Consider the following 21,934-nt stretch of genomic DNA (forward strand, 5'->3'; position numbering starts at 1 on the left):
CTACAAAGCGTGGTGTAATCTGGAGCTATCCAATTTAATCCGCAAAGTTTAATCAGACTTTGCACAAAGCCAGTGACCATACGTAAAGACAGACGAAATAAGGATTTAATCATTAAGCAGCATTGGATGGCTGCGTCGGAGTAGGTTTGATTTCGCCCTTGTTTGCCTTTTGATGGCGCATACCATTGCGTAGCAGGATCAAACCAAATGGCAATATTTCCGCGACTCATGAGTGCTCGGTTATATGCAGGCCAATTGGTTGTGCGGTAGATTTTGTGTGTAGGCTTCTTCATTTGAAAATTATATCGCTGAAAAACCCTTTACAGATAGATTTGTGCAACAAAGCCTCACTACCCCTAAAACAGCCACTCAGTTTCATCATGATGCGAAACAATGGCAGCAAATCATTCGTAATAATGTAGGGTTATACAACTTATTGGGTAATTTTGAGTTTGGTAAAGATGTTTTCTCACATGATGTTCGTAGTAGTTGGTTAGAACAACCTATGGGTCAAAGTTGGGTTGCTTGTGGTGATGCATTACTTGCATTTGACCCTATTGCTGGACAAGGCTTATTTAATGCAATTTACACAGGGATGAAAGCAGCCGAGACTATATTGTCATCAACGGAATATACACATCATCACGCTGACTATTTAACAGAGATTAATCAGATTATAAAGACATATGAAAATCGTCGCTATTTGCTCTATAAACAGGAGCAAAGATGGTCAGAGAATCCTTTTTGGCAAGCACATCAGACGATTACAAAGACAACTTAATCAATAGAATTTGCTATCAATAGGTCAGTTTTAGCAACCTAAGATCTAAGGTAAGCTTTTATCGGTTATTCATCATATATGGATCATTTTTATACCGATTTCACAACCAATGAGCTTGAATAATTGCATTATTTTCAAGATTTTTTGTTAAGTAATTGATCAATCAATTCATTAATTTTTGTCTCCGTACTTCGCCATTTATTCAATGCGAAACCACCATTGCCCTTTAATCGAAAAGAAGCTTCTGAAACTTGACGTCCATTTTGTAGTAAATTGAATTGAGCTGAAACCATATAAGGAGCAAAGTCCCATGAGCGTAGAGCTGTATAATGTAGCGTCGTTTGACATAAACTTAAATTATCATTTTCTTGATATGTTTTAGCTTCAATCCCATAACGAGAAAAACTACGCTCAACAATTCCATTAAAATCTTTGATGATTACTTTCGGATTATTCACGATACATACTTGCCGAATAGACTCGGGATGAAATTCAGAAGTATTATTAATCTGAATTGATGTACAACCTGTAATCGCAATAATAGCAAATCCCTGTAATACGATATTTTTCATTTTTATTTTAACCAAGAAAGCAGCTCATCTCTGTAAATAAGAATATTTCACTTTGTGAATAAAAGCGACTTAAAAAACAAACATCTAAGTACAACTTGTATTATCACTCTGATTTTGATGTACTAATAGCTGAAGGATAGTCGAACGATGAACATGAGCAGATCGATAAAGTGCATCATTGATCTGAGCGTTGTATTTGCAGCAAGGAGTTAACACATGTCATATCTTACGCAATCGCTACGCTATAGTCTGTTGTTCGTACTTTCCCCAATTTTTATCAGTATAAATGGCTGCTCTAATAATCTTCAACAAACTAAAATAGTGACTCAGGCACATCAATTGCCCTATCCCAAAATTGATCATGAATTAGGTGAAAAACTACAACCCAATGAAGAAATTCTAGCGAAACAAATAGCTGATCATATTGGACAAGCGATTCGTACACAATATACATCAGGCAATGTTCTACGAGATGCTCACCCTAAAGCGCACGGCTGCGTTCGTGCCGAATTTCATGTATCAAAATCATTGCCTAAAAACTTAGCCAAAGGAATTTTTGTTCCTGATAAAACCTATTCCGCATGGATTCGTTTCTCTAATGCTTCAGGAGATGCAACCCAAGCTGATGACAAAAAAGATGCGCGTGGTATGGCGATCAAAATTTTAGGTGTATCGGGTAAAAAGATTTTGGAAAATGATGATCAAGCAATGACCCAAGATTTTATTATGATCAACCACCCTGTATTTTTTGTGGATGAACCTCATCGCTATTTAGCTTTTATCGAAGATATGAATAGTAAAAGTACACTTAAAAAATTACATGTTCCTTTTGCATTAGGTTTTCAAGGAACAATAAATGCATTGAGAGCAAGTAACTCAAAAATCTCTAATCCACTACAAGCACGATATTGGTCAATGGTTCCTTATCAATTAGGACTAGGTGCTGATCGTCAAGCTGTAAAATATTCTGCAAGACCTTGCTCCCCGCATTTAGATCAAATACCGAATAAACCAAGTCCAAATTTCTTAAGAGAAGCTCTACAAAATACGCTACATAAAAATGATGCATGTATGGAATTTCTGATACAACCGAGAACATCAAATAAAATGCTCATTGAAGACTCTATGACCGAATGGCAAGAAACCCAAGCTCCATTTTATCAAGTTGCAACTATTCATATACCTCAGCAGATTTTTGAGACACCTGAGCAAAATCAATTTTGTGAAAATCTTTCATTTACTCCTTGGCATTCTCTTCCTGAACATAGACCTCTCGGTGCGATAAACAGGTTGCGTAAGGTGATTTACGAAAACATTAGTCTGATCAGACATGAAATGAATTCTACTCCAAGGAAAGAACCTCAATAGTGGAAGTCTCTTACTATTTCAGCACACATCAATGTTCCACTTATTGAATGCAGTTCAAAAAAAGTTGAATATACAATCGAATTTAATCTTTACATTTAATTTTCATATATGAAGCTTTTGTACTTACGGGGATCACCATCCCAGCATTGTAAACATTCATATTATTAATGATATTGTTGTTGCCATCTAATTCATCAAAACCTTTACCCTTGCATAGTTCATCTGCTTTTTTAAGAAGCTTTGTTCTCATTGCTTTACTAGAACCAAATGCATTACTTTGAGTATTGATTTGATACACACCAGACCCAAAATCACCAACTGTAGGTGATAACATTTGTAAACAGCCAGTAAGAGCAACAGTTGAAGGGACAAGTACTAAAAATAATTTAAGTTTATTCATCTAAAACATCTACAAAGCCATTAAAAGAGAGAAAATACAAATATTTATATTAATTTATACATTAAAAAACCACTTAGGATTAGTACACCTAAGTGGTTGTTTTATATGGTGGGCCCAGACAGATAAGAACTATCACCTACCCTATTGTTTTTATTGCACTAATTTTTCTCTTAAAAATGTAGGATACAAGGCAGGATACACAATTCAAGTGCTCATTTTTTAATCAATTAAACTTTTTCCACCACCAAACACCCCTACTACATTGCCCATTTCATTGGAGTTTGACAATACAGAGCTTCTTAGTAAAAGAGGAACCAACATCAATATAATGGCAATTATCGATTTTAGTATGCTCTTTTACAATGGCATGCCCTAGATAAATTCATCAATGTTTTCGACAACATCATAAAAGTCTGAGTGATTCCGTATTCGCCCCCTACCCCACAATGCGTTTGCATAGGCAGAAGAGACACCCGAAATTTTATAGTCACCTTTACAAATATCTTGCTTGAATAGACTCCAATCATGGATATCTATATCAGCATGCACAATACCAACCTTTTTATTTTCCAGCTCAACTTCAATGACCAATGGTAACTGTGCTAGCCGATCAATAATTCGCTGTCGTGTCTTTTGAAATTGCCTATAAAACCATGTTCCTCCATTTCTTTGATGCATATCTTTCATTTTAGGGTCATGTTGCCCTTGGATACACATTTCTTCGTGGTTTCCCCGCACTGTGACAAACCAAGGTTGCTCCAATAAAGAAATACACTCGAGATTCTCTGTCCCCCGATCAATGAGATCACCTGTACAGATCAGCAAATCATTGTGAAAGTCAAAATTGAGATTTTTCAGTTCTTGCATGAGCAAGCTATAAGAGCCGTGTAAGTCACCAACTACATATATATGACCCATTTGATTAGTATTTATTGTATAAACAAAAGGATGGCTCATTTTCTTATTCAACATTACTGATTCCACTAAAGGTAGATTGGATCCTTTCAACATAACCTAGCACTATCATGATAGGACTACATTACCAATCTAAAGTTTTAACATTAGTATTTCTTGATTTCTCTCTTACCTGATTCTCGCTGACGAATTTTTCATCGCAACTTCAAAAGTTGATATGGTACTAACCTCACAAGATAAAAACTAAATGATTTTGAAGTTTTTTGGATAATCTACATTAAAATGTACGACACCTAGTTTGGCACTACATGTATCCCTAAACCTGAAATCACCCAAATGCTGAATTGTTAATGCATCCGACCAATACCATCGATATGTTCAAACTGGTAAATGGTATTTTAAGCTGTGCATATAAGATGGTGCAGTCTGTCACCATAATAATTTGGGTTCACAATGTCCCATCTAAAAATTAGTTTTTAGATCTAAGTTATAAAATTAAAAAAATATTTGGATTGACCTTGAAATAGCTCATTTTTGCTTCATAACAAATGTATATAAAATTCAAGGTGGAAGATTGATGTATTACAATTGGATTAAATCTAGATCAGACGCTCATATTGAGAATCTTATTGATCAAGTCAGTGATGTAACTATTAAAAAATATACCCGTGATAAAAGTTTATCTAATATTAGGGTAAATGAAGCATACTCTATGAATGCTGTTCACCTTTATGTTGATATCCTTAATCTTGAGGGAATTTTAACAACACAAAATGGTACTGAGTCAGAAACAACACATAAACGTGCGATTCGCTTTTTTGATTCGCATGTACGGGCAATTAAATTTATTTTAGATAAAACTGACTGCATTTTTGTTGATTTTCATAATCAACGCCTACATGCGGTTATTGCTAAGCCCTATGATGCAAATGTAGATAAGGAAAAAGATCGTTTACATAAAGCGATTGCGATTGCCGATCTAATCATGGAGTCAGTCCAACAAAAACGTGAAGTTGATGGTGATGCAGCGATTGAAGCTGCTGATATTCGTATCGGGATTGATTCAGGCTTTGCTCTAGCTGTGAATAATGGTCGTAGAAGTAACCGTGAACCTTTATTCTTAGGCGACCCTGCTAATCATGCTGCGAAACACTCATGCGGAACAGCAGTTGGTATTTATCTAACTCCAAATGCACGAAATATCATTGATCTTAATCTAGAAGATGGTCAAGACACCAAAAAAGTGAAATTGAAGGCAAGTGAAATTGAAACATCTAAGCAAGCCGCAGGATTAACCTTAACTTGTAATGATGTCTTAAATGATCTTAAAGATAACGATAAAAAGTTACAGGATTTTAGCTTTAGCAGAACTACGCCACCTTTAAAAGATTTAGATTTTAATACTTTGTATTACAAATCTGCTAAACGTCAGGAAATTGTGTCGATTTATGCTGATATTGATGGATTTACCAAGTTTGTTTCCGACAATATTGCATCCGAAGAAGGGCAAAAAAATATCGTTAGAACTTTACATGTTCTAAGATCGGAAATGGATGATACTTTATACCAAGATTTCAAAGGCAAACGTGTTCGTTTTATTGGCGATTGTCTGCATGGATTGATCTGTGAAGGTACAAGTCAATCTACCAATCACTCTAAGTCAGTTGACGTTGCCACAGAAGCAGTAGCAGCAATCAGAAGCAGCTTTTTAATGGCTTTAGATAGATTACAAGACGAGTTTCCTGATATATCAGGACTCGCTAATGTAGGTTTGGCTATAGGTTATGAAATTGGGGACGTATCTTTAACACGGGTGGGTAAAATTGGACATACTTCACGCTATGCGATTGGAGTTTCTACCATTGCATCAGAAGATGCACAAAAGGTATGCTTGGGTAATGCAACCAAAATTGGTCAAACTGCTTACAGTCATTTAAGCGATAATTATAAAGAGCTTTTTAAGAATCAGATTGCTGCTGATTTAACCTATGAAAAGGTCACTGATGCTGATCAGGCTGAGGAATCTAAAAATGAATCTGCCAATAATAGCATTTATGACTCAGCTCCAAATATTCATGGTGGCTTAAAAGCACATGCCCTATTTAAATGATCTGATAAGCTACTTGATGAAAAGAAACATTGCTTTTCATCAAGTCAACGCAAAGATTATTATCTTTGAGCTTAAATTCTACAAAGATAATGGTAGTGCTGAAAAAGTTGAGTTAGAGGTTCATCAAAGTGGTGATTCACTTTTGGTTAAGGCCACCAATAATCGCTATCCTGATCTATGCCCGAATAGGCATATTAATGATGGTGGATGGTTTTGTCTCGGATTAGGTGAAGATATAAGCCAGTTGACAATCAGCCAATGGGTGATGAATCTTAAATTATATTTGGATGCACAGCAAAAATGTGAAGACAAAGGAGTGTGGCCCTGTGGGGGCGAAATTAAAGAATGGGCGCATGGTGATGGTGCGAAGTACCAAAAAATAGTTGAACAATATTACGGTCAATTTCAAAAAAATTGCTTAGGTTTGACCTTAAATCAGTTACGTGTTGTTGAAGTAAATTCTGTAAAGCGTGATTTAAAACTCTATCACGTATATGCGAATGATGAATTGATTTTGGTTGGCGATCAAAATCAGGTGTTAAATAAACGCTATGCTTGTATCTGCGATCCGCAAGGTTTAAAGAAGCATCTAAGCATAGGTAAGTGTTCTGCTCAGTGTTCTAAAGTGGTTTTTATGGTTGCCATTAATCATTATTTATTACTTAAGGCTGAACAAAAGTTTTGGCAGAGTTTCGGCGCACGTACTTGCTGTAACACAATGAAAAAATGTAATTTTAAAAAATGAAGAGGTCTAAGATGCAAATGAAAGAAAGATTTAAAGATAAAAAGGTGCTTGCTGAGACATTATTATCACAAAAGTTAGTTCAATATAATCAAGAGGTAGCTGATTTTATTGCTGAAAGAGGTGAATTAATACAGTTCAATAAAGGTGAAACTATTATTGAACAACACAGCCCTGATCGAGATGTATTTTTTCTTATCATGGGTAAGGTTAGTTTAGCCGTAAAAGGAAATAAATTTCCTTATACAAGAGAGGCTAACATTAGTATTGGTGAAATGTCCGCACTTAATCCCACTCTACCTAGATCAGCAACCGTTACAGCGATTGATGATACCGTTGCAGTCAAATTAACCGCAGAAGCATTTCTAGAGTTAGCTGATACTCATCCTAAGATACATCAAATTCTGGCTAAAGATTTGGCAGAACGTCTCAACCAAAGAAATGAACTGATTGAAATGCAAAATGAGAAACCTCGATTGTTTATTATCAGTACAGTTGAATCCAATCATATTGCAAAGCAGATTAAAGTTGCTCTTTTCCATAATAATAATGTAGAGGTGACAATATGGAGTGAAACTGATGTTTTTAAAGGTGGCGACTATACACTTGAAACCTTAGAGCAAGCTGTCAAGCAAGCTGACTTCGGCCTAGCCATTTTGCAAGCTGATGACATTATTATCTCTAGAGATAACGAACAGAGAGGCCCTAGAGATAATGTCATATTTGAGCTTGGCTTATTTATGGGATTACTCACACGCAAAAGAACATATATTGCTGTTGAAAATGGTGTAGAACAGAAATTAGCATCTGATCTGCTAGGTCTAACTCCACTATTGTATAAACGTGAATCTAACAATCGAATTGATGTTGCCAAAGTAGTATATGATTTGGAAAACTCAATTAAAGAACTAGGTATCAGAAACAAACTAGAATGTTGATTTGAATTAGACGTGTAACCTCACTAACGATAAGCATTCGTGGCTTTTTAAAATCACCAACCACATATATATGATTCGTTTGATTTGTATTGATTGTCAAAATAGGAGAATAGCTCATTGTCTTAAATGATCCCCCCTTAATTTCAATATGATTACCGACTTAACAGCTTTCCACTCATTAACACCCGATCAAAGCTATACACATGCGCAAAAGGACTTTCTACACAACGTCCAACTAATGGCAAATTATGATCAGGTTGACCAATTCTAAGTACAACCTCTGCTGAACAAATCGGACATATCCCTTTAAACCGAGTTATACGTGTTAATTGATTACGCTCTCTATCACGATACATCTCAATATCAGCATGATCCTCATTAAGTGAAATAAACGTCATAGGTGCCTTAATGACTCGATGCTCTGGTAAATTCCATAACGGAGTGAACCAATATTTGAATGATAGGTAAGAAAATCCAATTAAACAGGCTATAAACAACAAATCAAGTGTCGTGAAGTTTTGTCCTTCACGTACTAAAACCAATGAAAATGCACAAACATATAAAGCCCACGAAATAAAACCGCCTAAAAGAACGATCAGCATCATCAAACCTCTAAAGCTTTTATTTCTAATCTCTCCTTTTTTAAATATAAATCGGTAAAACCAAGACAATTTAATTTCAGAAGGATCAACCCGCTCATAAGAAATTTCATTCTCATCAAGCTTTTGATCTTCTTCATTTTGGGTCTGAGCGTATTCTGTAATATCCAACCAATAACGGCGCTCATTTCCTTTTCCTCCAATTGTATCGTTGGTTTTTACAACAGGAATATAACCAATCTCTTTGAATTTTTTAGTATGTTTTGTGATGACACGATCAAGGAATGCACTTAATTTTTTGTCACTCATCCACTTCCCTAGATCTTTTGAATCCATCGATGCAACAGATTGCTGACCATCAAGAATGAGTTTTAGTTGATACCTGGTATACGTTATTAGCTCTTCATTTTGAGTATTTAAAGCATCAATCGATGCGCTACAGATTACTTTTAAGCAATCGTATGCTCTGTTATCTGCTAAGTCCTTCTTTAAAATATCATCTAACACAACAAAAACTTTTAATTTTAATTCAGACACTTAAACCCCCATTTTACCCGTATTTCCCCTTTATACGGTGTTAGGACAATTAGATCACAAGCATAGTGAATGAGTAAATCAACTTCCTAAAGGATTTTAATCATGACGATGTATATTGCATTAAACGAAAATAATAAATTGGTTAATATTGAGCAGGTTGAACGTGGACTCGCATGCCAATGCACTTGCTTTGAATGTGGTGAAGCTGTGATCGCTCGTAAAGGGGAAATTAAAGAACATCATTTTGCACACGCAAGCAATAAAGAAAGCTGTACGATTAACCCTGAATCTGTACTCCATAAATATGCCAAAGAAGTTATTCTTGAATCTATGGGACTTATGCTTCCTGCCCTACCTGATTCAGATAGTGAAGCTGCATGGTGGACCTTCGAAAAATTATTACCTGAATTTTCTCTCGGTTTAATTCGCCCCGACCTTATTGGTTATTTTGATGGCGAACCTATTTTAATTGAGATCGCAGTCACTCATTTTATTGATGCTGAAAAACTAAAACGCATTGAGGCATTTAAATCAAAATGTATTGAAATCGATTTATCACCACTTCTTAACAGTGATATTGCAATTCCAAGTACAGAAGCCACACAGCAAATCCTCGAGAACCTGGACAATAGAAGATGGATTTACCCATTTCCTCAAAAACAATCCACTGGGCAACAAATAACATCTACTTCCTACAAAATCACAACCACTCTACCCGTAACGTCTGAACTACAGAACACCAGTCCGAATTGGCAGGACTATAAATTTAAAGTGAAAGGCATGCATCTTAATGTTCGCCATTTTGCGAGTGGTATGGTTTCAGTGAATAGCGCATATAACCCTGAAATCATTGCAATGCTCAAAGAATGGAAACGTGAAGGGATTGGCTCCTATAATCCTAAATATAAATCTTGGAACTATTGGCTACCATTTTCGGAACAGGTTTTACAAAGACTAAAAGAACTTAATGAATAAAACTACATTACCCATAAATAATTGCCTATTTCTGCCAAACGAAAAGTACCTAAACTGGGACTGATCTAGCTAAAAAGTAGATTTTAGTCCCAAATATGGGACTGACCTCACAAGATAAAAGACTAAATAATTTTGAAGTTTTTTGGATCATCTACATTGAAAGGTACTACACGTAGTTTTGCACTAGAGGGAAGCCTAAACTTAAAGTCATCCAATGGCTGCGTGAACTTGTCCTTCCGATATGGATAGACAAGTACAACATCACTGTCATGCTTGAGGTAATAGTGGCTATAAGCAAACATTTGCTGAATATCACTATCTTTCAAACCATAACGCCCAGCTCGATCACTTTGATCAATCAACTTCCACTTGGTATCCATCACAATCGGTTTTGCTTTCAGACATTCAATGAAAATATCAGGCTTAAGCTTAAATATACGACGTTCTTGATGCTGACAAATATGCTCCGTCGCATACTGTGTCTTCACAGTATATTCAGGTAAGTTACGGCGTAGATGATAAGCAACATAGTGCTCAAATAGCTTCTCCATTGGGAAGAGTAAACTCATGCCACGCCACTCCCCCTGAGTAGATACAGGCATATATTCACCTAAGATTAACTCCGTCCAAGGTTTAATCTCAGCATACAAAGCGAGTAAACGTCCTGACTGCCATTGTCTAAAATCCTGCTTAATCTTTTGGCATCGAGGGATCTCATTGGTCATGAGTCTCAGCTCTTGCGCCAATTTCCAATTACTTGCGTCTTTGCTCTTTTTACACACCACTTCTAAGGCTGTACGTATCAATCTATTTTCAGGTCGATTCACCTCATAAACATCATGCTCAATCGGAAAGATATGTTTCTTTGTAAGTAGCTGACGCATATATTTCACATGCTGTAATTGTCCACGTAAAAAATTTTGTTCCTCTTGCACACGGTTATAATCAAAACGTAAACCACGTTGTACCAAACGCTCAAACGAGGCAAGGAACTGCGTCATAATCCATTCATGCAAAGGTTGTTTAAAGCGGTTTAAATTGGCACTTCCTGCTTCTCTATATGGTAAATGTAGTGAAACACTCAGCATTTTCTGAAGCAGTTTACGTTCTTGCTGAATAATATCTTGATCATCAGTGCCATTAAGCTCCACATGTTTAGGGAGGATTTCAATCCGTGTACCACATGGGGTTTCTATCACTCCCACATATTGATCAAGCTTAAGCTTTCTTCGCCCTGCCAACTCAAATACTTTCGCACCGTGCTTTGAAAATGATGCTGAGAGCCCACATAGATGCTCAAATGCTTTCCCAGATATATAAGCATGGTCTAAAGTTGGATCAGGACAGCCTTCATAAGCAATGCTAATGAAGGCATATTCTCGGACGGTAAAATCAGGCATCACGATCCCCAATTAGTGCTTAATAATCTTAGTAAAGCTCTCTATTGAATTAAATACATCATCGACGACTTCCCATGTTTTCTGCTCCTCAAAATAGCTCTCCGATTCATGTGCTACATTTGGGAATAATACTGATTTATCTATACCATTCGATCGCAGCATGCCATTTGCATTGAGCACCATATTGATCTTAGACCAATCATCAAAGAAATACTCTTGAAGCTGAGGAATGATTTTTTGCTTAAATATTTGCGCTAAGTTAGTAAGAGATGGATCTTTCTGCAAAGTCATAAAGTTGGCATGCCCAATACAGTGATCTCGGTCTAATAACACCTCAATACGCTGATTGATGACTTCTAATAACTTTCTAATATCCAAACCCATAACCTCAACGCCAGTTAGAAACTCAGGCTTTGGTGGCATTTCGATAAAAGTAAAGCGACGGCGCAAGGCAATATCTAAACCTGTTAAAGATCTGTCAGACGAATTCATGGTACCAATAATGTAAACATTATCAGGTACAGAGAAGTCATCTTTAGAATATGGAAGTGTCACCGACAATGCATCGTCTGCGCCTTGGCGTTTTGAATCTTCAATTAGCGTAATCAATTCACCAAAGATACGGGAAATGTTACCTCGGTTAATTTCATCAATGATGAGTACATAAGGTTTTACCTTTTCAATAGACTTTGTATATTCAACTTCTGAACGTAATGAATTAGCGATAGCCCATTCATAACTTTTTTGATCAACAATAATGTCACTTTGTGTCTTCAAATAGTTACGAATATGCCTAATAGATAAAGTGATATTACTTCCTGTAGATGTAAGAGCAAATAACGTGCCTGCTGAATTACTTGATACTTTAATTTCCGCACCACGTTTAGTATGAAAAATCATTTCCTCTGTTTTAGCCTGAGTAATGAGTTGATCAATCGCACTATTGATGCTTGCTTCAATCGGTGCTGATACATTATTTTGCTTAGCATCAATTTCTATTTGGGCATCTTCACAAATCTCTTTAAATACGCCTGCTTTTACATCATAGCTTAACTGCCCATTATCATCCGTTTCAGCACGAATCCCTTCCACAAAATCTTCATAACTAAAACTTTGATGGAAAGTGACAAACTTAATTTGACCTTGTTCTTTGTACTGATCAAAACGTAATTTTAGCGCCGTGCGATCTTCTTGTTCTAAAATTTCGAGAGGTTTGTTTTCAATAATGGATAAGGCATGGTTAATCGTATGGTAAGTTTTACCTGTACCCGCTGCACCAAATAAAATACGGTTTAGGGGCTGTTTTATCTGTTCTGATGGATTCATGTTAGTCTCTATTATATCAATATTGTTATAGTTTTCCGGCCAATAACCCACAAAAGGATCTCGATCAGTTTCCATTTTGTTCAAGGACATGCTTTTGAGTTCTTCTAATTTGGAGGCCGTTAATCGAATTGTTCCTAACTCATCTATTGAAAACTCTGATTCATTTTCATTTGGAATATAGAATGTGCCATCTTGATCGAAACCAACAGCAGCCACATAGCTCACTGTACTATTTCGCCCATTGAATTTATTGTTTGTGCCGAATCTAACCGGAGGCCGCTCTGAAGGTGCAACCCACCAATCCATAGGTGTTTCATGGATATATCTTGCCAACTCTAGAAAAAGCTTTCGATGCTCAGTATTTTGTTTAATGTGATTAAAATTCGGAACATTTTTAAACTGCTTTAGAATAAATTCATCCGTTAGCTTTTCTTTTCTACTCTCTGATCGTTTTTTATAGAGGTTTTCAAGTTCAGTTAAATCCTGAGTATGGCCTGAAAAGATACAGTCTTGGACATCTTTTCTTTTTATACGGGTGATTGTTTGACGATAAGTATAAAAGTAAATTATTTTTTCAGGTTCAAATTGTTGCTCCCATTCGACTTCTAAGGTGCGTCCATCATTTAAGTTTTTCTTTACGGTACCAATGGCTTTGACTTTCATGCAGCTTACAAGACAACCGTAATTATTAAACGGCATATTATATTTTTGGCCATAAATTGCTTTTATTGCAATTCGATCCCCTGCTTGAATAGCATTTACGCGATCCAGATATTTATCTGTATAGCCATTCTGCCAAATGCCTTTTTCAATAAACTCAGGTGTTTTATCTTCACCATCCCAATCAGCACCAGCAACCCAAAAATTCATCATTTCCCCCAAACTCAAAATCTATTTCTTTACGCTTTAATAAATGATTTCACTCGGTTTTAAATTCCGCCCAGTCTTAGCAAGGCTACCCAAGCTTTACTTTCTTTTAATCAAGAATGCTCTCTCATTTTTTGTATATACGACATAAATACACTTACAACTTCCCTATATTTCAATTTCACACCATCCACATCTACTCAAACTGACAAATAAGTATCTGCATTAAATTATCCGCTATTTTAGCGGTATTAATCATTAAAATTATTCTCTACATATACATAAAAATCATTTCCCACACGATCATATTTAAAGGTCATGGTGTTACGACTCATCCATGGCTTTGTTGCATAAATATGTAAGCATCTGATTTAAATAAATTTAATTTTGGATCAAAAAATAATCAAAACTTTTAAAATCATATAGTTATGAAATCTTTGTGCAACAAAGCCGTACCTCTTAAATTCTGGAACTATTGGCTACCATTTTCCGTAAAAATTATCGAACGACTCCAAGTACTCAATGAATAAAGGGTATCCCCTCTAAATTTCCTGTCTATGCATATATGTAATGCGATAAGTGCTAAAATTGGAACTTAACTAGTCAAAAAGTACCGTTTAGTACCCAATATCGCACTTACCGTACAGAGAAAACACTAAGTAATTTTGAAATTTCGTGGTTCATCCAAATTAAAAGGCATTACTCGAAGCTTTTGCATAAGCCAACCAAATAATCAATATAAGCAAAGGCAAACGCTGTCATTTTTGATGAAGGGCGATACCGTTTTGACTTGCAAATTTCGCTGCCTGTTGAACTCTATACCCACGTTGCCCAGTATTTCTTTTTATTTCACGATAGATAGTTGATCGTGAACGTCCCAACTCCCAAATAAGGGTAGCGATTAAACTTTCACTTTTCAAAGTGACATAAATTTCGTATCTTTCATTTTGAGAAAGTTAGGGGGTATTTCTTCATTGTGTGCTTTCTAGTTGCGAGTTGAAAAAGTCTAATGATTCAATGAATACACCAAACTTTTTCAACTAACTACAAATGTGTCGCACTTGTGATTTGAATCTGCGATCTTTAAAAACAAAGCAGATACCAATTATATTGAAATGATGTCAATAAATCTTACAAATTAAGACTTCTGCTCAATTTTCAATTGATTGCCACCACCACCAATCTGCGCCGTCGCACTATAAGGAAGCTGTGCATTCACTTGCATCACCTGTTCAATGTGCTCAATACGTTTAGAAATGACGGTATCAATATGGGCCTGCATTTGCTTTTTACTTTCAACAACAGAGGCAACGACAATATGACAACGTTCATTCAGTTTCTTCAACTGTTCTGTCTTGAAATCAAAATGCTTTGCCATTTCTCGGTCAATACCACTCATATAAAGTTTTCGGCTGTCTGATTCCTCTGGGAATTTGTTTGCTATATCCAACATCTGTGGAACTTTTGAAAACATAAAGTCGTCATTTTCGATGTCTTTTCCCAGATCAGCATACATTGCTTCAACTTTCTGAACTTGTTCCTGACTACCATTCTCCAAGAGAACCAAACGCTCTTCAGCGAGTAAATTGACCTCTTTAAGCATTTGCATCATTGAGCCTTGCATCGCCTGAAAGCCTTTGCATCGAGCTTCAATCATCACTGCTTCCAGACGAGCATTGACTTCCATCAATTCAAGCTGAGCATTTTTGACTAGATCGACACGTTCATTTTCTAGTTTAGCAACTTCCACCTTATCTGGATCATAGTTGGTCACTGTAGAGCTTGTAGAAGTCGACGTTGAATATGAGCCACCATATTCACGATCACTTCCACCTCCACTACTTGATGCAGCTCCACCTAAAAAACTGCCAACTGCACTTGCAGCCTTACTAACAAAACCACCAATAGAACTAAACAACCCCATTATATTTTTCCTTATTTCATTAATGCTTTACGCATTTTAAAAATCAATGTATTTACGTCTTTTTCTCGCTGAGCTAAAGCTTCACTATAACTTTGAGCATCCTGCAAACATGATGCTAAGTTCTGCTGCTGAACTTTACGTAATTCTTCACTCATAATTAAAACAACATCATCACGTTCTATTAGCTGTTCTTTGGCTAGAAAATTTGTAATTTCATTCACCATACCTTGCTGCCAAACCTCACTAAAGCGTATAAGCCAAATTTTCTGTGCCGTTGTTTTGGTATTAAAGATGACCTTTTCTAACTGTTGCATAAACTGGTGAACAAGCTTGGTGAGTTCTTGCTCTTTTTCAAGCTTCTCTTGACGGTGTCCATTCGGTTGGAAGGCATAAGTAGTATGAATACCTAAACGCTTTTGTAAATAAAATTGATCTAACTCATTCTGGTACTGCTCAATACATGGCAGAATATCAAGTACAGTTTGTTCATCTATAAGTTTATTTAAGCCAGCATCCAACAAAGGCTGAAACTGTTTTAGTAAAGATAAACGCTCACTGCGCCACTCAGCAAACCACTTGGCTATTTCTTCACTTTCAATGCTATTGTCTAAACCAATCTGTATGAGGTCTTGTTGATACTTATCAACGAGAATGAGATAGTCTTCCGCTGACTTACGTAGAACACTGACTACTGTTCTCACAAAATCTAGGGATTGGTCTAGCCATTCCATTTCTTTTAATGTCTTGGTACATAGCGTTGCAGTATGTTCAGCGAGTAATTCAAAACTTGGGCGTGCTTGTTGTTCAAGCTGAGCGAGTCCAAACAATGTATTAGTCTGCTCTAAATTAGAAGAGATTTGCTGAGATTCAGATAACAGATTGATTAAATTTGAGCGCAACAGCGTTAAACCTAGATCAAGTCGTTTTTTAATCTGTTGTAATTGTGATTCAAGTAACTGCTTTTCTTCCGTAGTGACATTGATACTTACAGGTAACTTTTTGTCTAGCTCCTGCTTTAATTCGAGGGCAGTCTTCACTAGATCTAGATTGTCATTTTCCCATTCATCAATTTTACCTAAAAGACTATTCAGCCATTTTTGTGCAGAAAGACTGTACTGCCACACAGATTTATTGATTTCATCAATATTATAGTTTTGTATTTCAACAAGAAAGTCATAAGACACTTTACCCACATTTGATACCGCCGCATTTGACAGATCATCATAAGTTAGACCAAGATCCAAAAGTTTTTTCTCTAATTGTCTTTTTTCATAGTAAATTTCAAAAATACTATTGTACTCATCACATTGTTTCTTAGCTATATTGAATCTGTTCTGATAATCATCATTGGATTCATTGTGAAACTGATCCAAGAAGGGCTCAAAAATCGGCATCCATCCTTTATCTATAAAGAAATTCAAAATTATTTTGCTTTTTTCCCTTCCGATCATACTCGGATGATCTGGTAATAATTTTGGATTATTCAATACCCTCAGTACAGGGAATACACTATGGTTTAAGTAATTCTGATAATTTCCTGTGACATACCAAGAAAAAGAATCATTTGTGCTGAAGCCTGTTATATAGTTAATCTTTTTTAATTGACCTAATTTATCTATATGCTTTGAAATAAATATGCCAGTAGCCTTAGATCCTCTAAATTTTTTTGGATAGTCAAATTTTAAATTATGTTCGCCTTGTTTAAAAAAATATGAACCTTTAGTTCTATCAGTTTTCTCATTATAATAAAAAATCTCAGATAGAATTTCCCATCGCCCTTTTTCAATATCGTTAGGCCCATAAGATTTTTTTAGCTCATTCCATTCACGATAGGCAACATGTTTAACGTGGTTAAAATTTGGAAATAAAAAACCAGTTCTACGATCAAATACAACAAATGGCTTATTTTTAAAAGTAAACCAATTTTGCTCTTCTATAGCATCATATAAAATTTCTTCTACATCATCATAAGCTAGCAGTTTCTTTTTTATTTCTAATAACTGACCTTTCAAGATATTGATATCTTTTTCGTCGTCATATTCAATCTGCGGAACCGTATTCATATTACCCCCTAGCATTTAAACTATTTTTTAAAAATTCTTCTGTTCTCTATTCACCAACACATCATAAATAATATGCGCAAATTGCTTCATCTTCGCAGGATCACTCATCAACTGTGTCATTTGCTCCATATGCGCTGCATTACTGTCTAATACAGCATCATCAAGCGCCGTGTCAAACTCACCCAGCATGGCCTGTTCACGAGTGTTGTTATGAATCTGTTTCATCATTCGTGTGTTCTCAGACATCTTGTCAGCAATGGTCAGAGCATAGTTGATCATGTCTTTCTCTGTCAGATTGTCCGTCACAAACAGATCATTCATACGACTTAAAATCTGCGACAAAAAGTCTTCTTTCTTGTCTTTCGGCTTTGCAGTACCCAGTTCATTACCAGGCTCAAGTTTATGCTCGGTACTATCGGCTTTAAGCTGAATATCCTGTTGGCGTAACTTGGACAAACGGTAATGCGTCATTGCAACATTGCTTAGATCAACCTCATCCTCTTCGGCCACCTGTTCACGCAGTAATGGGCGCAAGTTACGGGCAAAAAGACTGAGCTTCTCCAACTCCTTGTCGTCATATTCCACGATCTGCGACATAAACTCATAGAAACGGGTAAAACTGCCTAAATCCTTTTTAAAGATTTCCAGAGCATCACGCGCTTTCTTCGCTTCAGCAAATTCGTTTTCCGCATTGGCAATTAGTACGGCGTCCCCTGTCTGCTTACAGCGTTCTAAACGGTTCTTGGTGACATCATAATCATTCACGGCTGCCGTGTAACGATGTTGCCAGCGTTGCATCGCAGGCTTACAGATATTGGCAAGTGCCGCATTGGATTTGTTCTTGCTATAAAAAGCTTCTGTAAACTGCTCTACCTCAGTCATCAGGAACATACCTGCTGACTTCAACTTGTTGGCCAGATCGTACACCTGATCAGGATTGGACACATCTGCCAGTTCTGCTGTTTGGTAGTAAGGTTGGAAGGCATCCAGTATATCTTGCGGTTCATTAAAGAAATCCAGAACAAAGGTGCCAGTTTCTGCTTTACCCGGATAAGTACGATTCAAACGAGATAAGGTCTGTACGCACTCTACTCCACCTAGCTTTTTATCTACGTACATAGCACACAGCTTCGGCTGGTCAAAGCCGGTCTGGAACTTGTTTGCCACAATCATTACCTGAAAGTCATCGCTATCGAATGCCTTACGCATTTCACGACCTTTCAGGTTTGGGTTCATGTTACTTTCAGTAAATTTCTGCCCCAGTAAATGACTACAATCAGAATCATTCTGGTTGAATTCAACTTCACCAGAGAATGCCACCATGGCTTGAATATTCTGGTATTTATTCTCGGCAATGTATTTATCAAAGGCTTGTTTATAGCGTACAGCTTCTTTACGTGAGCTGGTCACCAGCATGGCTTTGGCTTGTCCACCGAGTAAGCCCATAATATTCTTTTTAAAGTGTTCAATAATGATATGTACTTTTTGCGAGATATTATGATCGTGTAAGCGTACCCACTGATTCAGCCTGGTCTTGGCTTTCTTGGCATCGACCTGAGCGTCTTTTTCTTCGATCTTCTGCTTGAGCTTGTAGATGACTTTATAGTTGGTGTAATTCTTCAGTACATCCAAAATAAATCCTTCTTCAATCGCTTGGCGCATCGAATAGACATGATATGCCACAGGAATATTGGTTTTAGACGGCGGCATGCTTGGATCGGGCAAGCGTCCAAACAGTTGTAAGGTTTTATCCTTTGGGGTTGCGGTAAAGGCATAGAAGCTTAGGTTTGCACTGCCCTTACGTGATGCCATCACCGCATCGAGTACATCTTCAGAAGAAAGCTGTTCATCTTCTTCACGCTCTTCAATCATCAAAGTTTCTTTGAGCTGACGCGCCGTGGAACCGCTTTGCGATGAATGGGCTTCATCGGCAATGACGGCGTATTTACGTTCTTTTAAACTGGTGCTGTTTTCAATGGCACGCAGTACGAACGGGAAAGTCTGAATGGTCACGATAATAATCGGCTGAGCCATTTCCAAGGCTTTTGCCAGTTTCTCGGATTTAGAGCCATCACCTTCTTTATTGTTAATCCGACCCACGACGCCATCGGCATGTTCAAACTGATAGATCGTATCCTGAAGCTGTGCATCCAAGATGGTTCGGTCTGTCACCACAATCACAGAATCGAACATCTTCTTATTCTGAGCATCATACAGACTGGACAACTGATGCGCCGTCCATGCAATCGAGTTAGATTTACCCGAACCTGCACTGTGCTGAATCAGGTATTTCTGTCCTGTGCCTTCAGCCAATGAGTCCTCAACCAGTTTGGTGACGACTTTCCACTGATGATAACGTGGGAAGATCAGGCTCTCTTTTTTGTATATACGACCTTCCCAGTCTTCCTTTTCTTCAATCTGAAGATGGATAAAGTTACCGACAATATTCAGCAAGCTTTCAGGCGTGAGTACTTCATTCCATAAATAGCCTGTTGCATACTGATTAGGATCTTCAGGAATGTCATTGCCTGCACCCTGTTCTTTGGTGCCTTTATTAAATGGCAGGAAGTAGGTGCTATCACCATTCAAATGCGTCGCCATATAGACTTCATACTGACTGACGGCAAAATGCACCAATGCCCCACGCTTAAACATCAGCAAGGGTTCAGGCTTATTGGTTTCAGGGTCTTTGGGCAATCGGGTTTTTCGGTACTGTGTCATGGCATTTTGCACAGCCTGTTTAAACTCGGACTTGAGTTCCAAAGTTGCCACAGGAAAGCCGTTGATAAACAGGACCAGGTCAATCCGCCATTTTTTGGCTTGTTTGCCAGTTGCCTCTAATTCGGCTTTGGATGTGTATGGGCTATACACCAGTTCAGGCACGACACGGCAGATATTTTGCTGATAGCGTTGATTCAGTTCGGGATTTAGACCATGTTCAGGTTTAAACTGACAGAATGAAAAGCGTGTGCCACGGGTCTTGATGCCATGGCGGAGTATGCCCAATGTGCCATAACTACGGGATTCAACATCGGTGGCATTGATATCGGCTTTTTTAAGCTGAGCCACCACGGTATCTAAAAAATGGCGTTCGGTATCATTGGGGAAGATGTTTTTAAATTTCTGCCACTCGACCTGTTGGGTCTTTTGTACAAAGTCGAGTACGTCTTGCTCATACAGGGCTTTTTCACAATTGTAGCCCTGCCCAGAACCCACAATCCAGCCATGCGATTGCATTTGCGTAATGATATCTTGCTGGAAGATGGTTTCTAAAGTTGCATCCGATCTCATGTTTCCCCTACCCTTAAATACTCAAATTTCTTTATTACTGTTCTATTTGCCAAACTGGATAGCTTTGCCAATCTTCAGGGAAGCCCATCGCTGTTTTTGATATGTTGTGATGTGTCAAAAGTAGATCAACCAGACGTTTACGCCATGTATGTTGTGGGGCGATTTTGTCCATGAAATAAAGCAGAAATACCAGACTGTTATAAATTTTTCGCTCTGCCGAGTGACTAGGTTCAAAATTGCATTGCACCCGAAGCCCCATCGGCTTACTGCGCGGTTTGGCAATGGTTTTGGTAAATTTTCGGTTCCATAGTCTTGAATGATGAGCACAGGTATTTCTTAAGTAGACAAAATGCTGTAACAGCCCTTCAAACTGTTTTTCATCGCAATCAAAATGACTGGAAATGGCTTTACGTGTCTGAATCGGTGCCAAGAGCTGATACCATTTGGACAGTTGCCCAAAACTCATCACTTCGCAGGTGGCCCAAATCGGTGGCAATTCGGGATCATCATAGGTGCGTTTATAGTGTTCGATAAAGACTTCATCTGCCCGAGACACTTCAGTTTTCAGTGATTCGAGTAAGCTTTGCCATCTAAAGGTGGGTTTAAAGTACTGACCTTGCAGATAGGCGTGACAGCCATGCCGATGTGCCAATTCATAGGCAAAACGGGTACGAACGGCAACTTCCAGACGTTCTATGGCATCCAGGATGAGTAGCCTTAATTCACGATCAAAAACATATAACTCTAAAACCTGTTCAAAACTGGTCTCTGGTTTAAAGCAATGTGGTGAGTGGGTATGTTCAAATGGAAGCCAATAGGCACCTAAGCGATAATAATTGATTTGCTCTAGGTAAAATTGTGCATCTTGCTGATTAGCAAATTGCATGCCACGCGCTTTTAATAGCTCAATTTGTTCAGCAAAGGTTTTGGCAGGCTTGTTAAAAGATTTCATAGATGGCTTGCCCTGATTGTTATATTTTTTAGGGCTCCAGAAACAAGTAACCCGACAGTTTGAGGATGCAATTGCTTGCCTAGCCTTGTCGGGTGTTGTTGAGCATATAGTGAATCATTGCAATTAATTATGCAATGATTTTTTGTATCTGCTTGAGTCCGCATTGGTTTGAGC

16 protein-coding genes and 2 pseudogenes are annotated in these 21,934 nt (G+C 37.5%); 6 read left to right on the forward strand and 12 right to left on the reverse strand.

Features of this window, described 5'->3' with window-relative positions; genetic code table 11:
* On the reverse strand, positions 1–293 hold a 293-nt coding region (locus BLV99_RS14710; protein ID WP_171250912.1), incomplete at its 3' end, for a transposase.
* A 41-nt stretch (positions 294–334) separates the two neighbouring features.
* On the opposite strand from BLV99_RS14710, the gene BLV99_RS14715 reads away from it, so the two are divergent.
* Positions 335–781 (forward strand): hypothetical protein, encoded by a 447-nt coding sequence (locus tag BLV99_RS14715; protein WP_244516332.1) that lies wholly within the window; start codon positions 335–337, stop codon positions 779–781.
* Between the two features lie 134 nt (positions 782–915).
* Here BLV99_RS14715 and BLV99_RS14720 read toward each other — a convergent pair whose 3' ends face one another.
* Positions 916–1,353, reverse strand: coding sequence for an Sbal_3080 family lipoprotein (locus BLV99_RS14720; RefSeq protein WP_092692071.1), 438 nt, complete (start codon positions 1,351–1,353; stop codon positions 916–918).
* Between the two features lie 216 nt (positions 1,354–1,569).
* Here BLV99_RS14720 and BLV99_RS14725 point away from each other — a divergent pair, with 216 nt between their 5' ends.
* Positions 1,570–2,721, forward strand: coding sequence for a catalase family protein (locus BLV99_RS14725; RefSeq protein WP_092692074.1), 1,152 nt, complete (start codon positions 1,570–1,572; stop codon positions 2,719–2,721).
* An 82-nt stretch (positions 2,722–2,803) separates the two neighbouring features.
* Here BLV99_RS14725 and BLV99_RS14730 read toward each other — a convergent pair whose 3' ends face one another.
* Both BLV99_RS14730 and BLV99_RS14735 read right to left on the reverse strand, forming a co-directional pair.
* Positions 2,804–3,121 (reverse strand): hypothetical protein, encoded by a 318-nt coding sequence (locus tag BLV99_RS14730; protein WP_092692078.1) that lies wholly within the window; start codon positions 3,119–3,121, stop codon positions 2,804–2,806.
* Between the two features lie 271 nt (positions 3,122–3,392).
* A pseudogene (locus BLV99_RS14735) lies at positions 3,393–4,078 on the reverse strand (metallophosphoesterase).
* 670 nt (positions 4,079–4,748) lie between these two features.
* Between BLV99_RS14735 and BLV99_RS14740 the strand changes: the two are divergent.
* The 3 genes from BLV99_RS14740 to BLV99_RS14750 are packed head-to-tail and all read left to right on the forward strand — an operon-like array spanning position 4,749 to position 7,826.
* Complete coding sequence (locus BLV99_RS14740) at positions 4,749–6,146, forward strand: adenylate/guanylate cyclase domain-containing protein (RefSeq protein WP_167356340.1); 1,398 nt, start codon at positions 4,749–4,751, stop codon at positions 6,144–6,146.
* Between the two features lie 16 nt (positions 6,147–6,162).
* Entirely contained in the window at positions 6,163–6,891 is a 729-nt protein-coding gene (locus tag BLV99_RS14745) for an E2 domain-associated cysteine-rich protein (RefSeq protein WP_139243563.1), read from the forward strand.
* An 11-nt stretch (positions 6,892–6,902) separates the two neighbouring features.
* Complete coding sequence (locus tag BLV99_RS14750) at positions 6,903–7,826, forward strand: TIR domain-containing protein (RefSeq protein WP_167356341.1); 924 nt, start codon at positions 6,903–6,905, stop codon at positions 7,824–7,826.
* Positions 7,827–7,978: 152 nt separating this feature from the next.
* On the opposite strand, the gene BLV99_RS14755 is transcribed toward BLV99_RS14750, so the two are convergent.
* On the reverse strand, positions 7,979–8,962 hold the full coding sequence (locus tag BLV99_RS14755) for a hypothetical protein (RefSeq protein ID WP_092692085.1): 984 nt from the start codon (positions 8,960–8,962) through the stop codon (positions 7,979–7,981).
* A 102-nt stretch (positions 8,963–9,064) separates the two neighbouring features.
* Here BLV99_RS14755 and BLV99_RS14760 point away from each other — a divergent pair, with 102 nt between their 5' ends.
* Positions 9,065–9,937, forward strand: coding sequence for a competence protein CoiA family protein (locus tag BLV99_RS14760; RefSeq protein WP_087540946.1), 873 nt, complete (start codon positions 9,065–9,067; stop codon positions 9,935–9,937).
* A 122-nt stretch (positions 9,938–10,059) separates the two neighbouring features.
* Here BLV99_RS14760 and BLV99_RS14765 read toward each other — a convergent pair whose 3' ends face one another.
* From BLV99_RS14765 to BLV99_RS14795, 7 genes and pseudogenes are all read right to left on the reverse strand, one after another.
* Positions 10,060–11,337, reverse strand: a complete 1,278-nt coding sequence (locus BLV99_RS14765) for an McrC family protein (protein WP_092692088.1) — start codon at positions 11,335–11,337, stop codon at positions 10,060–10,062.
* 12 nt (positions 11,338–11,349) lie between these two features.
* On the reverse strand, positions 11,350–13,533 hold the full coding sequence (locus BLV99_RS18560) for an McrB family protein (protein ID WP_244516333.1): 2,184 nt from the start codon (positions 13,531–13,533) through the stop codon (positions 11,350–11,352).
* 714 nt (positions 13,534–14,247) lie between these two features.
* Positions 14,248–14,505 (reverse strand): annotated as a pseudogene (locus BLV99_RS14775) (IS30 family transposase); the annotation flags it as partial.
* Positions 14,506–14,668: 163 nt separating this feature from the next.
* A complete protein-coding gene (locus tag BLV99_RS14780; RefSeq protein ID WP_092692090.1) occupies positions 14,669–15,454 on the reverse strand; it encodes a hypothetical protein in 786 nt (261 codons plus the stop codon).
* 11 nt (positions 15,455–15,465) lie between these two features.
* Positions 15,466–17,517 (reverse strand): hypothetical protein, encoded by a 2,052-nt coding sequence (locus BLV99_RS14785; RefSeq protein WP_092692093.1) that lies wholly within the window; start codon positions 17,515–17,517, stop codon positions 15,466–15,468.
* Between the two features lie 27 nt (positions 17,518–17,544).
* Positions 17,545–20,808, reverse strand: coding sequence for a type I restriction endonuclease subunit R (locus BLV99_RS14790; protein ID WP_092692095.1), 3,264 nt, complete (start codon positions 20,806–20,808; stop codon positions 17,545–17,547).
* Positions 20,809–20,842: 34 nt separating this feature from the next.
* On the reverse strand, positions 20,843–21,760 hold the full coding sequence (locus tag BLV99_RS14795; protein WP_092692098.1) for an Abi family protein: 918 nt from the start codon (positions 21,758–21,760) through the stop codon (positions 20,843–20,845).
* Between the last annotated feature and the right edge of the window lie 174 nt (positions 21,761–21,934).

Source organism: Acinetobacter kyonggiensis (assembly GCF_900107285.1).
GTDB lineage: Bacteria > Pseudomonadota > Gammaproteobacteria > Pseudomonadales > Moraxellaceae > Acinetobacter > Acinetobacter kyonggiensis.